The organism is Frigoribacterium sp. MCBA15_019, assembly GCF_001864945.1.
GTDB lineage: Bacteria > Actinomycetota > Actinomycetes > Actinomycetales > Microbacteriaceae > Frigoribacterium.
Genome location: NZ_MJGS01000002.1, coordinates 267,049 through 279,834, shown reverse-complemented (window position 1 = coordinate 279,834; position 12,786 = coordinate 267,049). Strand labels below are relative to the sequence as shown.

Here is a 12,786-nt window from a genome sequence, read left to right as displayed (position 1 = left end):
TACAGCCTCCCGAGCCCCCTCACGACCACTCGCCCTCGCCCCTCCCCTGCCCGCCCTCCCCTCGCCGCTGTGCAAATCGCGACAACCGGCCACCGACACGCCGCCGTTCCGTGATTCGACAGGCGGTCCCGTGGACCAGTGGTCGGATTCGGCACGCTGTGGGCGGGTCCAGTAGTCGGGTTCGGCCCCCGATCGGTCGACGACGAGGCGCGCGGCGGTTCGTCTCGCCCACAGCGGGTCGGAGGTCTTCGCCCTCCCCAGGCCGCAGTGGTCGAGACTTCTGCCCTCCCGGCGGCCAGAAGGCTCTGCAGATGACCGCCATCGTCCCCGCCACCGTGAGACGGCTCGGCTCCGTCGCCCACCGTCGTCAACTGCTTGCCGCCGGCCTGTCCCGGCGCCAGGTGGAGTCGTCGTGGGCCGCCGGTGAGATCGTCCGCATCCGGCACGGACTCTACGGACTCGTCGATCTGCCGACCTACGTCGTCCGGGCGGCGCGGGTAGGAGGCGCGCTGTCGGGAGCCTCATCGCTCGCGCATCGAGGCGCTTGGGTTCCCCCGACTCCACGCCTGGTCGTCTCCGTTCCGCACAACGCCCGCGATCTCCGGGACCCGGACGACGCCGGGGAACGGCTCGACCCGGAGCGATCCGACGTGCTCGTCCTTCGTGACCTGTCGCGGTTCGATCGCCGCACGGAACGACTGATGGCGTCCCCGAGCAGGGCGGCAGCCCAGGCGTTCCTCCACGAACCAGCTGAGCACGCGGCAGCCATCGTCGACTCCGCCCTCCGGCTGGCCCCGTTGCAGCGGCCCGACCTCGACGAGGTCTCACGCCTCCTGGCGACGCGACGCTCAGCTCAGGGACTCGTGACCATGATCGACCCGAGGGCCGAGTCCGGGACCGAGTCCATGGCGCGCCTCCTTCTCGCTCGTGACGGCATCCGCGCCGAACCTCAGGTGTGGGTCGACGATCACACCCGCGTCGATCTGTTGATCGACGGCTGGTTCGTGCTCGAATGCGTGAGCAAGGAACACCATTCCTCTCCTGCTCACTACAACCGAGACCGTGAACGGATCGTCCACATCACCGGCCTCGGCTTCGTCGTCCTCGAGGTCACGTACCCGCAGGTGTTGTTCGATTGGCCAGCGGTTCGCCAGGCCGTCCGAATGACCCTGGGGCGTTAGCCCAGTCGACCTCTCTCGTCTCGACCGAGGCAGTCCGGACCCGACCCGGCCCGCCCACCGGGGCGGGCCGAACCCGACCTCACCCAGTTGGCGCACCGCGCCAAACCCGACATTTCTCGGCCTCGCACCACGCCGAATCAAGATCTGCCGGCGTGTCGACGCGCAACTGTCGCGATTTGCACACGGGGCAGAGGGGGCGGGGGGCGGGGGCGCGCGGCTACTGGACGGCGGAGGTGAGGCGGGCGACGTTGTCGAGCACCTTCGAGCGGAAGGGGCGCACGAGCCAGTCGTCGAGGAACAGTTCGCGGCTCGAGTCGCGGTACGTCTGCTCGACCTCGCGCAGCCGGTCGACGAACTCGCGGCCGCGCACCATGACCGAGATCTCGAGGTTAAGGCTGAAGGACCGCATGTCCATGTTGCTCGAGCCGATGACGGCGACCTCGTCGTCGATCGAGAAGTGCTTGGCGTGCAACACCGTCGGCGAGCGGTAGAGGAAGATGCGGACCCCCGACCGCAGCAGGGCCTCGTAGTAGGAGCGCTGCGCGTGGTACACCACCGGCTGGTCGCCGATCTCGCTGACGAAGAGCTGCACCTCGAGCCCCCGCTGGGCCGCCGTCGTGACGGCGTAGAGCATCGACTCGTCGGGCACGAAGTAGGGGCTCGTGATGATGATGCGCTCCTGCGCGCTGTACAGCAGGGAGTTGAACAGCCGCAGGTTGTTCTCGCCGTCGAAACCCGGCCCACTCGGCACGACCTGGCAGTCGATCGTCTCGAGCCGGTCGGCCGTGTGCACGGGGTCGGTCTCGCGGAGCAGCAGCTCGTCGGTCTCGCTGTACCAGTCCGTGACGAACAGGGCGTTGATGCCGGCGACGATGGGCCCCTCGAATCGGACCATGAAGTCCTTCCACTCGAGGCCGCGTCGCTTGTTCTTGCGCTTCTGGTAGCTCCTGTCGACCATGTTCTGCGAGCCCGTGAAGGCCACGCGACCGTCGATCACGAGCAGCTTGCGGTGGTTGCGCAGATCGGGCCGTTGGTACTTGCCCCGCAACGGCAGCACGGGCAGCATGAGCTGCCACTGCACGCCCATCGCGTCCAGCCGTCGGCGCGCCTTGCGATAACCCGGGTACCCCCGACTGGCGATGTGGTCCATCAGCACACGGACCGTGACGCCCCGTCGACGGGCGTTCTCGAGTGCGAGGAAGAACGGCTCGGTCGTGCGGTCGAGGCTCGTGATGTAGAACTCGGCGTGGATGTAGCGGTGCGCCCCGTCGACCGCCTCGACCATGGCCGCCATGGACTCGTCGTAGTCGGTGTGCATCTCACCGGTGTTGCCGCCGACCAGGGGCATGGCACCGAGCGTGCGGTTGAGTTCGACCACGGAGTCGAGCCAGGCGGGCCACGGGTGGTCGCGCTTGACGCGCTCCATGCCCTCGGTCGTCTCGATGATGTACTTGTTGATCTCGCTCTGCTTCTCACGACGCCGCGCGGGCAACTTGGTGCTGCCGATCAGCAGGAAGAGGACGAACCCGACGTACGGGATCAGGAAGATCGCGAGCAACCACGCGGTGGCCGTCTGCGGCCGCCTGTTGATCGGCACGTAGACGATCGCGAACACCCGGATCGCGACGTCGAGCACGATGCCCAGCACGGCGATCGTCGGCGCCACCCAGGCGGGTTCGACCATGGACGGGATCTCGGAGCCGTGAGCCGTGAGCCGCGGGCGACTAGCGGAAGTTGACGAACTGCAGGTCGACGTCGAGGTCGGCCTTCTTCAACAGCGCCATGGTGGCCTGGAGGTCGTCACGACTCTTGGACTGCACACGCAGTTCGTCGCCCTGGATCTGGCTCTTCACGCTCTTGGGTGCCTCGTCCCGGATGATCTTGCCGATCTTCTTCGCCGCGTCCTGCTCGATGCCCTGCTTCAGGGACGCCTCGATGCGGTACTCCTTGCCGCTGGCGAAGGGCTCACCGACGTCGAGGTGCTTGAGGCTGATGCTGCGCTTGATGAACTTCGACTCGAGCACGTCGAGCACGGCCTTGACGCGTTCTTCGGTGGCGGCCTTCAGCAGCAGCTTCTCGCCGCTCCAGTCGACCGAGGCGCCGACGCCCTTGAAGTCGTAACGCTGCTCGATCTCTTTCTGGGCCTGGTGGAGGGCGTTGTCGGCCTCCATCTTGTCGACCTTGCTGACCACGTCGAAGGAACTGTCTGCCATGGGGACCACCTTACCGACGACCACCGAGGTCGGTGACGACCGCGCGCCTCCTCGGTTCCCCCGTCGAGGGGAGCCGAGGAGGCGCGGTGCGGGCGGCCGGGGAGGTCAGGCCGGCGTCGACTCCGCTTCGACGGCGCGCGAGACGCGCACCATCTCGTCACGCTCGACGACCTTGACCCGGGCACGCTCGTGCTCGTGGGACCCGCCGAGGGCGATCTCGTGCTCGTCGAGACGGTGCCAGCCCTCGAGGTCGGTGTACTCGACGCCGCGCTGCTCGAGCAGGGCCGGGATGGCCTCGTCGGACGGGTCGACCGGTTGCCACCAGCTGGCCTGGTCGTTGATCAGGTGCTTGACGGTCTCCATCGCGTCGGACTTCGTGTGCCCGATGAGGCCGACGGGGCCGCGCTTGATCCACCCGGTGGCGTAGACGCCGGGGACGATCTGGTTGTCGTCGTCCATCACCTGGCCCTCGTGGTTCGGGATCACGCCGCGGCGCTCGTCGAAGGGGATGCCGTCGAGGGGCGAGCCGAAGTAGCCGACCGCGCGGTAGACGGCCTGGATCGGCACGTCTCGGAGCTCGCCGGTGCCCTCGACGCCGCCCTGACCGTCGGGCCGGGTGCGCTCGTACCGGAAGGCCGCGACACGACCGTCGGCGTCGCCGACGACCTCGACGGGCTTGGCGTAGAAGTGCAGGTGGAGGCGACGCGACGCCGTGCCCACCTCGCGCTGCCGCCACTGGTTCAGGACCTTGTCGATGACGAAGACCTGCTTGTTGGTCGCGATGGCCGTCTTCGACGCCTCGTCGTGGTCGAAGTCCTCGTCGTAGACGATCATGTCGACGTCGCGCACCTCGCCGAGCTCGCGCAGCTCGAGCGGCGTGAACTTCACCTGTGCCGGACCGCGACGGCCGAAGACGTGCACGTCGGTGATCGACGACTGCTTGAGGCCCGCGTAGACGTTGTCGGGGATCTCGGTGGGCAGCAGGTCGTCGGCGTGCTTCGCCAGGATGCGCGAGACGTCGAGGGCGACGTTGCCGACCCCGACGACGGCGACCGACGTCGCGTCGAGCGGCCAGGTGCGGGGGAAGTCGGGGTGACCGTCGAACCAGCTGACGAAGTCGGCGGCGCCGTAGCTGCCCTCGAGGTCGATGCCGGGGATGTCGAGGTCGGCGTCCTTGATGGCACCGGTCGAGAAGATGACGGCGTTGTAGTGCTTGCGCAGGTCGTCGAGCCCGATGTCGACGCCGTAGCGGACGTTGCCGAAGACGCGGATGTCACCGCTGTCGAGCACGTCGCGCAGCGCGTTGACGATGCCCTTGATGCGGGGGTGGTCCGGGGCCACGCCGTAACGCACGAGACCGTAGGGGGCCGGCAGCTGCTCGAAGAGGTCGATCGAGACGTCGAAGGCCTTCTCGGCCTTCGCGAGGATGTCGGCGGCGTAGATGCCGGCCGGTCCGGCGCCGACGATGGCCAATCGCAAAGTGGTCACGGGTTCTCCCTAGATCTGGGGTGGCTCGGCGGGGCCGGCCGGTTGGACGTTGGTGCTCGAGGACGAGACGGACGAGGAGGCGCGGCGCCGGTCAGGCGGACCGCTCGACCACGCGGTCGGCGAAGCGGGTGAGCGCCTTCTTGACGGGCCCGTCGGGCAGCGGCGCCAGGGCCTCGAGGGCTTCGCGGGCCCAGCGGTGGGCCTCGACCCGGGTGCGCTCGGTGACCTCGTGCTCGCGGACCCGCCGGACCAGGTCGGCGAACTCGTCGTCGAGGTGGGCCGTCGCGTCGGCGAGCGGTGCCGACGAGCCGCCCTCGGCGGTCGGCTCGACACCGGACCGCTGCGCCGCCGCGCGCGTGGCGTCGACGATGCGGTCGATCTCGGACAAGAGGGACGACGCCTCGAGGTCGGTCTGCGCCAGCTGACGCAGGTACAGCACCGGAAGGGTGACGACACCCGCCCGCAGGTCGGTGCCGGCCTTCTTGCCGGTCTCGGCGGGCTGGTCGGACAGGTCGATGACGTCGTCGATCAGCTGGAAGGCGATGCCGATCTTCTCGCCGAACTCGGCGACGGGCGCGAGGTATTCGCGCGATGCCCCGCTGAACATGACCCCGGCGCGAGCGGCGGTCGAGATGAGCGACCCCGTCTTGTCGGCGAGCACGTCGATGTAGTGGGCGATCGGGTCGTCGCCCTCTCGCGGGCCGACCGTCTCGTGCAGCTGCCCGAGGCAGAGCCGTTCGAAGGTCTCGGCCTGCAGCAGGATGGCCTCTTGGCCGAGCCCCGAGACGATCGTGCTGGCGCGGGCGAACAGCAGGTCGCCGGCGAGGATCGCGACGTTGTTGCCCCACACGGTCTGGGCGCTGGGGACGCCACGACGCATCTGCGCCTCGTCCATGACGTCGTCGTGGTAGAGCGAGGCGAGGTGGGTGATCTCGGTGGCCTGCGCGGAGGCGACGATGCCGGGCGTCGCGCCGTCACCCAGCTGGGCGATGAGCAGCGTCAGCGTCGGTCGGACGCGCTTGCCGCCCGCGGCGAGCAGGTACCGCGTGGTGGCGTCGGCGATGTCGTCGGCGAAGGCGATCTCGCGCAGCAAGCCCTCTTCGACGAGTTCGAGCCCGTCGTCGACGGCGGCCACGAAACGCCGCTCGGTCGGCGTGGCGAACAACTTCTCGCCGAGGCCGAGCGAGCGACCCAGCGAATTGCGCTGCGCAGGATGTGCGCCGGCGTTCACGACGTGGTCCGCTTCGACCGCGAGGAGGCGCGAGAGGCACCCGAGGCCGGCTTGCGACCGCGGTGCAGGGCGACGATGCCGAAGCTGAGGTCGCGGTGGGCGACGCGGGTGAACCCGGCGCCGCGGATCCACTGGCTGAGGACCTGCTGCTCGGGCCACTGCTCGATGGACTCGGCGAGGTACGAGTAGGCCGGACCGTTGCTGCTGGTGAGCTTGGCGACGAGGGGCATGCCGTACTTGAGGTAAGCACGGTACGCGGCACGCAGCAGACCGAACGGCGGGGTGGAGAACTCGCAGACGACGAGGCGGCCGCCGGGCTTGAGCACGCGGTTCATCTCGGCGAGCGCGACCTTGGGCCGATTGACGTTGCGCAGCCCGAACGAGATGGTGACGGCGTCGAAGGTGTCGTCGTCGAAGGGAAGCGACTCGGCGTTGCCCTCGACGAACTCGAGCTCGGGGTGGCGTTCGCGGCCGACCTCGACCATGCCCTTGGAGAAGTCGAGCGCGACGACCTCGGCACCCCGCTGGGCGATGGCCGCCGAACTGGTGCCCGTACCCGCCGCGATGTCGAGGACCTTGTCGGCCGGACCGGCGCCGATCGCCTTGACGGTGGCGATGCGCCACAAGACGGCGTTGCCCGCCGAGAGCACGTCGTTCGTGCGGTCGTAGTGGCGCGCGACGCCGTCGAACATCGAGGCGACCTCGTCGGGTTGCTTGTTCATGTCGGCCTTGGTCACGATGGTGGATCCTACCGTCAAGCACTGGGGGTGTCCCGAGTAGGGTCGACGAGTGAAGTCCCCCGCGTCCCGCGTTCCGTCACTAACCGTCCGCACCACGCGCATCGACCACGTCAGCCCGTTGCTCGACGTCGTCGACCGGGCGCGTCCGCTGGTCTTCGTCCGCGGCGGGGCGGGCATGGCGGGCGTCGGCGAGGCCCTCCGTCTCGAGTTCTCCGGGCCCGGTCGCATGACCGAGGCCGCCGACGCCTGGCGTGCCGTCGCGGCCGCCGCCACGGTGCACGACGAGGTCGGCGTGCCCGGCACCGGGTTGGTCGCGTTCGGCTCGTTCGCGTTCGACGACGAGTCCGCCGAGACGAGCGTGCTGATCGTCCCGAGCATCGTCATCGGACGGCGCGACGGGGTCGCGTGGATCACGCGGGTGGACGGGGCCGAGCTGCCCGCGGGGAAGCCGGTCGGCGCCTCCGTCCGTCTTTCGCTGGTCGACGGCACCCTCGGTGCCGACGGCTACGCGAAGGCCGTGGCCCGGGCCGTCGACGCCATCGGCGACGGCCGCGTCAGCAAGGTCGTGCTCGCCCGAGACCTCGTGGGCACGTTGCCGCCCGAGGCCGACCTGCGCCTCGTCGCCGCCACCCTGCTCACCGCCTACCCCGACTGCTACGCGTTCGCCGTCGACGGATTGATCGGGGCCAGCCCCGAGACGCTCGTCAAGTCCGAGCGCGGCGAGGTCTCGGCCCGGGTGCTCGCCGGCAGCGCGGCCCGCGGCGTCGACGCGACGAGCGACGAGCAGGCCGCCCTGGCCCTGGCGACGTCCCCGAAAGACCTGGACGAGCACGCCTTCGCCCTCCGCAGCCTGCTGCTCTCGCTCGGGCCGCACGCCCGCGACGTCGTGACCGGCGAGCAGCCCTTCACCCTGCGCCTCCCGAATCTCTGGCACCTCGCGAGCGACGTGCGCGGCCGCCTCACCGACGGCTCGAGCTCGCTCGACCTGATCGCCTCGCTGCACCCGACGGCGGCCGTCGCCGGCACCCCGACGCAGGAGGCGCTGGCCCTGATCCGAGAACTCGAACCGTTCGACCGTGGTCGCTACGCCGGCCCGGTCGGCTGGGTCGGGGCCGACGGCGACGGCGAGTGGGCGATCGCCCTGCGCTGCGCCCAGGTCGATCGGGACGGATCGGTGCGGGCGTTCGCGGGGGCCGGCGTCGTCGCCGAGTCGGTGCCCGAGCGGGAGGTGGCCGAGACGGCCATGAAGTTCCGCCCCGTGGTCGACGCCTTCAGCCGATGACCGCGCCCGGGTCCGCGCCCGCGCCCGCGCCCGCGCCCGCGACGACGTGGTCGCGTCCGGTCGCCCTCGTCGTGGCGGCCGCGTTCTTCATGGAGAACCTCGACGCCACCATCCTGTCGACGGCCACCGCGACGATCGCGAGCGACTTCGCGGTCCAGCCCGCCCAACTCGGGCTCGCCGTGACCGGCTACCTCGTCGCCGTGGCGGCGTTCATCCCGCTGGGAGCCTGGCTCGCCGAACGCTGGGGCGCCCGTCGGGTGTTCCTCGCGGCGGTCGTGCTGTTCGTCCTCGCCTCGGTGGCCTGTGCCGCGAGCACCGACCTGGTCGCGCTCACGGCGTCCCGGGTCGTGCAGGGTTTCGCGGGCAGCATGATGGTGCCCATCGGCCGGCTGATCGTCCTGCGCAGCACCGAGAAGTCCGAGCTGATCCGGGCCATCGCCTACCTCACCTGGCCCGCACTCGTCGCACCGGTCGTCGCGCCGCTGCTCGGCGGACTGCTCACCGAGCACCTCGGCTGGCAATGGGTGTTCCTGGTCAACGTCCCCGTCGGCCTCGCCCTGCTCGTGGTCGCCTGGCGGGTCGTCCCCTCCCCCGAGGTCGGCGACCGCCGACCGCTCGACCTGGTGGGTCTGGCCCTCGTGGCCGGCTCGATCGTGGCGCTGGTCCTGGCCTTCGAACTGCTCGGCGAACCCACGACGCTCGTGCCCGGCGTACTGCTGGTCGTCGCCGCGGTCGCGCTCGGTCTCGCCGCCGTGCGGTGGTTCCGCCGGGCGGCGCACCCGTTGCTCGACCTCGCGGCCTTCCGGATCGGGTCTTTCCGCGTGACCAACCTCAGCGGATCGCTCTACCGGGCCGTCGTGAACGGCATCCCCTTCGTCGTGCCGCTGCTGCTGCAGGACGGCTTCGGCTGGTCGCCCGTCGAAGCGGGTCTCATGCTCATGTGGGTGTTCGTCGGCAACCTCGCCGTGAAACCGTTCACGACACCCCTGTTGCAGAGGTTCCGCGTCGTCCCGATCATCGTCGTCGCCACGGTGGCCCTCGCGGCGACCTTCGTCGCGGCCGCGCTCGTCGGTCCCGAGACGTCACCCGTCGTCGTGGCGGGTGTGCTGCTGCTCAGCGGCGTCTTCCGTTCCGTCGGCTTCACGGCCTACAACACCCTGCAGTTCGCCGACGTGCCGGCCGAGATGATCGGCCCGGCGAACGCCATCGCGTCCATCACGAGCCAGCTCGCCGTGGGGCTCGGCGTCGCCGCGACGGCGCTGGCCGTCCGCGTCGCCGACCTCGCGGGATCGACCGACGGCCCGGCACCCGCGGCGTTCGGGTACCAGGCCGCGTTGATCGTCCTGGCCGTGCTGGCCCTGCTCAGCCTGATCGAGGGGCTGCGGCTGCCCGAGGGGACCGGCGACGCGTTGCGGACCCGCGCCTCCTAGGGTCGTCCGGCCGCCGGGGCGCGGCTACGAGGTGGCGAGCTTGGTCTTCTCGAGCTCGACGTCGAACTGCGCGACGGGCCAGTCGAGCCCGCGCGACGCGAGGGCGTCGGTCAGCAGCTTCTGAACGGCGATCCGGGCGTACCACTTCCGGTCGGCCGGCACGACGAACCACGGGGCGCTCTCGGTCGAGGTGCGACGGATCGCCGTCTCGTAGGCGTCCTGGTAGTCGTTCCACACGAGGCGCTCTTCGAGGTCGCCGGGGTTGTACTTCCAGTGCTTGTCCGGGCGGTCGAGTCGGTCGGCCAGACGCTCCTTCTGCTCGTCGGACGAGATGTGCAGCATCACCTTGACCAGGGTGGTGCCGTTCGCGACGAGCTCGTCCTCGAAGGCGACGATGTCGGCGTACCGCTGCTCGATGTCTTCGGGCGGGGCCAGGCGACGCACCTTGCCGATCAGCACGTCCTCGTAGTGCGACCGGTCGAAGACCCCGATCATGCCGGGGCCCGGCAGCTCGCGCCGCACCCGCCAGAGGAAGTCGTGCGCGAGCTCGTCGGGGGTCGGTGCCTTGAATGCGTGGTGCGCGACGCCCTGGGGATCGACGGCTCCCACGACGTGCCGGACGATGCCGCCCTTGCCGGCGGTGTCCATCGCCTGCAGGACGAGCAACACGTTGCCGGTGCTGCCCCCGCTCCGGCTCTGGGCGAACAGCTTCTCCTGTAGCTCGCCCAGGGTCTCGCGGCCCGCCTCGAGCGCCTGCTGCGCGTACGCCTTGTCGCCGGCGAACCCGGGCGTCGAGGACGTGTCGACGTCGGCGAGCACGAAGCCCTCTCCCGCTCGGAGGGACTGGGAGGGCGGGGTCGTCCACGTCTTGGCCATGCCCTCGACCCTACGGCCGAGCGCGCCGGTCCGTGCCGCCGTGGGGCGGACGATCAGCGAGAGAGGGGCACCTCGATCAGCACCGGGCCGTCGTACCGGGCCACGAGAGCCTGATCGAGTTCTGCCCGCGTGGCCGTCTCGACGTACTGCCAGCCGTAGGCCAGGGCGAGGGCCGAGAGGTCGACCTCGTGCGGGGTGAACTGCACGCGGGTCATCGCCTCGGGCGACGCCGTGGCGGCGACCTCGAGCCCGTCGAAGATGGTGCCGCCACCGTCGTTGCCGACGACCACCTGCAGCCGGGGCCTGGTCTCGCCGAGACCGAGGAGCATCGAGCCGACGTCGTGCAGCAACGTCAGGTCGCCGACGAGCACCCGGGTGGTGCCGGCTGCGGGGTCGTCGCGCTGGCTGGCGAGCGCGATGCCCGTGGCGGTCGCGATCGTGCCGTCGATGCCCGCGAGCCCCCGGTTGGCGTGCACGGGGATCTTCTTGCCCGGCACGACCTGGTCGAGCTCGCGGATCAGTCTCGACGCCCCCAGCACGAGGCGGTCGTGCGGCCAGCTGACGCGCCAGAGGGCCTCGGCCAGGGCTCGACGCGTGACCGGCCGACGCAGCAGCTGGACCTCGCGCCGCAGGAACTCGGCCTGCTCGGCCGCTTCGCTGCGATCGGACGCACCCGTAACCGTGGTGGCGTCGGCGTCATCGGCGTCCGGCCGGGCAACGTCGGCCTCGGCCTCGGCCTCGGCCAGCCGACGGCCGGTGTGCACCCAGCGCCCCACCCACGCACGATGGACGCCGTCGTCGATCGAACCGGACCCCGAGGAGGCGCGGGTCACCTCGATGGCCTCGACCACGCGGGCCGAGCGACTCGGGTCGTAGGCCTCGGCCCCCGCCGCACGGACGACGACGACCTCGACCCCGTCACGGGTGAGCAGCGACGGGATCTGACGGCTGAGGGTCGGGTGACCGAAGACCACCACACGACGGACCCGGCCGCCGAAGTCGGCGTCGTCGAGCAGGGCACGGTACGACGAGACCAGGTGCGGCCCGAAACGTGCCCCGCTCGACACCTCGGCCACGAGGGGGGCGCCCAGCGCCCGGGCGACGGCCTCGGCCTCGGGGCCGGCGGCGTGCCCGGCGACGACCAGGGTCGCGGGGTCGACGTCCACCTCGAGGGCGACCGGTGCCGCCGCGGGCGCGATCTCGACGGGCTGAGGGTGGGCGACGGGCAGCGGCTGCTCGCCGGACGACAGGGGCTCGCGGAACGCGACGTTCAACTGGACCGGACCGCGTGAACGCCCGAGGGCACCGTGGGAGTCGCCACCGAGGGCCTCGGCGACGGCCTCGCGGGCGAGGGTGCGGACGGCCGCGTGGTCGACGGGACCGGAGCGCGGTGCCTCGACGTCGCGCACCCAGCCGACGGCGCTCGCGAAGAGGCCCGGTTGCACCGTGGTCTGGTTCGAGCCGATCCCGCGCATCTCGAGGGGACGGTCGGCGGTCAGCACGATCAGTGGCACACCCGAGTGGTGCGCCTCGAGCACGGCGGGGTGGAGGTTCGCCACGGCGGTCCCCGACGTGGTGATCACCACGCTCGGGACGCCCGTCTCGGCGGCGAGGCCCAGCGCGAGGAACCCACCCGAGCGCTCGTCGATGCGGACGTGCACCGACAGCCGGCCGGCGGTCTCGAACTCGGCGGCGGCGAGGGCCAGGGCCTGGCTGCGGGAGCCGGGGCTGAGGACGACGTCACGGACACCGGCGTCGGCGAGGGACGCGAGCAGCGACAGGGCGTACTCGGTCGACGGGCTGGTCACTTACTGCTTGCCGGTCTTGTCGTCGTTGTCGAGGTCGAGCAGCTCTTGCTCGAGTCGACGGATGCGCTCGTCGGTCGTCTCGCGGTCGAGGTCGCTCGTCGTACGCCAGGACGTCCCCGAGAACTCGGGGTCGTCGTCGGGTGCGACCGTGCGCGGGGCGGCGGGGCGACCGTTCTTCCGGGCCCGCCCGAGCACGAACCACAGCACGGCACCGATGACGGGGAGGAGGACGATGATGACGGCCCAGAGCGGCTTGTTCAACGCCCGGAACCGCGAGGCGTCGGCGAACAGGCAATCGATGAGCGCGAAGATGACGAATGCCGCCGCGGCGACGATGCCCACGATGAAGAGCCTGACCATGGACCGAGCCTAGTTCTCGATCCGGTGCAACGCCTGATGGTCGGTCGGCCGTTGCGGAGCTGTGACGTACGACTCCCGGCGGTGCTGCACCGCGCCTCCTCGGCCCCACGGGTCGGGTCAGGGCGGGCCGTCCGCCGCGCGGCGGGCGCACACCTCGCGGACCGTAGACTCCTCGTC

Annotated in this window: 11 protein-coding genes; 3 read left to right on the top strand and 8 right to left on the bottom strand. The window is 70.7% G+C overall.

All coding sequences use genetic code 11. From position 1 onward, the window contains the following. The first annotated feature begins 311 nt into the window (after positions 1-311). Positions 312-1,181, top strand: a complete 870-nt coding sequence (locus BIV04_RS06250; RefSeq protein WP_071255207.1) for a type IV toxin-antitoxin system AbiEi family antitoxin domain-containing protein — start codon at positions 312-314, stop codon at positions 1,179-1,181. A gap of 217 nt (positions 1,182-1,398) precedes the next feature. Here the strand turns inward: BIV04_RS06250 and cls are convergent, their stop codons facing one another. From cls to ubiE, 5 genes are all read right to left on the bottom strand, one after another. Continuing rightward, positions 1,399-2,865, bottom strand: coding sequence for a cardiolipin synthase (gene cls / locus BIV04_RS06245; RefSeq protein WP_071255206.1), 1,467 nt, complete (start codon positions 2,863-2,865; stop codon positions 1,399-1,401). A gap of 40 nt (positions 2,866-2,905) precedes the next feature. Further along, positions 2,906-3,394, bottom strand: a complete 489-nt coding sequence (locus tag BIV04_RS06240; RefSeq protein ID WP_043592964.1) for a YajQ family cyclic di-GMP-binding protein — start codon at positions 3,392-3,394, stop codon at positions 2,906-2,908. A gap of 105 nt (positions 3,395-3,499) precedes the next feature. Continuing rightward, on the bottom strand, positions 3,500-4,882 hold the full coding sequence (locus BIV04_RS06235; RefSeq protein WP_054146356.1) for an FAD-dependent oxidoreductase: 1,383 nt from the start codon (positions 4,880-4,882) through the stop codon (positions 3,500-3,502). A gap of 91 nt (positions 4,883-4,973) precedes the next feature. Beyond that, positions 4,974-6,113, bottom strand: coding sequence for a polyprenyl synthetase family protein (locus BIV04_RS06230; RefSeq protein ID WP_071255205.1), 1,140 nt, complete (start codon positions 6,111-6,113; stop codon positions 4,974-4,976). Continuing rightward, on the bottom strand, positions 6,110-6,850 hold the full coding sequence (gene ubiE, locus BIV04_RS06225) for a bifunctional demethylmenaquinone methyltransferase/2-methoxy-6-polyprenyl-1,4-benzoquinol methylase UbiE (RefSeq protein WP_255364177.1): 741 nt from the start codon (positions 6,848-6,850) through the stop codon (positions 6,110-6,112). The genes BIV04_RS06230 and ubiE overlap by 4 nt, the downstream gene beginning before the upstream one ends. Before the next feature lie 52 nt (positions 6,851-6,902). On the opposite strand from ubiE, the gene BIV04_RS06220 reads away from it, so the two are divergent. Together BIV04_RS06220 and BIV04_RS06215 are read left to right on the top strand one after the other, a co-directional pair. Continuing rightward, a complete protein-coding gene (locus BIV04_RS06220) occupies positions 6,903-8,135 on the top strand; it encodes an isochorismate synthase MenF (RefSeq protein WP_071255203.1) in 1,233 nt (410 codons plus the stop codon). After that, positions 8,132-9,565 carry an MFS transporter gene (locus BIV04_RS06215; RefSeq protein WP_071255202.1) on the top strand — a complete coding sequence of 478 codons (1,434 nt, stop codon included), beginning with the start codon at positions 8,132-8,134 and terminating at the stop codon, positions 9,563-9,565. The genes BIV04_RS06220 and BIV04_RS06215 overlap by 4 nt, the downstream gene beginning before the upstream one ends. 24 nt (positions 9,566-9,589) lie before the next feature. Here BIV04_RS06215 and BIV04_RS06210 read toward each other — a convergent pair whose 3' ends face one another. The 3 genes from BIV04_RS06210 to BIV04_RS06200 are packed head-to-tail and all read right to left on the bottom strand — an operon-like array spanning position 9,590 to position 12,609. Continuing rightward, complete coding sequence (locus BIV04_RS06210; RefSeq protein WP_071255200.1) at positions 9,590-10,441, bottom strand: PPK2 family polyphosphate kinase; 852 nt, start codon at positions 10,439-10,441, stop codon at positions 9,590-9,592. Between the two features lie 53 nt (positions 10,442-10,494). Continuing rightward, positions 10,495-12,249, bottom strand: a complete 1,755-nt coding sequence (gene menD / locus BIV04_RS06205) for a 2-succinyl-5-enolpyruvyl-6-hydroxy-3-cyclohexene-1-carboxylic-acid synthase (protein ID WP_071255199.1) — start codon at positions 12,247-12,249, stop codon at positions 10,495-10,497. Further along, the gene (locus tag BIV04_RS06200; RefSeq protein ID WP_071255198.1) at positions 12,250-12,609 is read right to left on the bottom strand and encodes a PLD nuclease N-terminal domain-containing protein; all 360 of its coding nucleotides are present in this window, start codon (positions 12,607-12,609) and stop codon (positions 12,250-12,252) included. It lies immediately after the preceding gene. Positions 12,610-12,786 lie beyond the last annotated feature (177 nt).

What these genes read in the sequence shown, in the direction of transcription:
- BIV04_RS06250 (WP_071255207.1), top strand. Translation starts at nt 312, where the DNA reads ATGACCGCCATCGTCCCCGCCACCGTGAGACGGCTCGGCTCCGTCGCC.
- cls (WP_071255206.1), bottom strand. Translation starts at nt 2,865, where the DNA reads ATGGTCGAACCCGCCTGGGTGGCGCCGACGATCGCCGTGCTGGGCATC.
- BIV04_RS06240 (WP_043592964.1), bottom strand. Translation starts at nt 3,394, where the DNA reads ATGGCAGACAGTTCCTTCGACGTGGTCAGCAAGGTCGACAAGATGGAG.
- BIV04_RS06215 (WP_071255202.1), top strand. Translation starts at nt 8,132, where the DNA reads ATGACCGCGCCCGGGTCCGCGCCCGCGCCCGCGCCCGCGCCCGCGACG.
- BIV04_RS06210 (WP_071255200.1), bottom strand. Translation starts at nt 10,441, where the DNA reads ATGGCCAAGACGTGGACGACCCCGCCCTCCCAGTCCCTCCGAGCGGGA.
- BIV04_RS06200 (WP_071255198.1), bottom strand. Translation starts at nt 12,609, where the DNA reads ATGGTCAGGCTCTTCATCGTGGGCATCGTCGCCGCGGCGGCATTCGTC.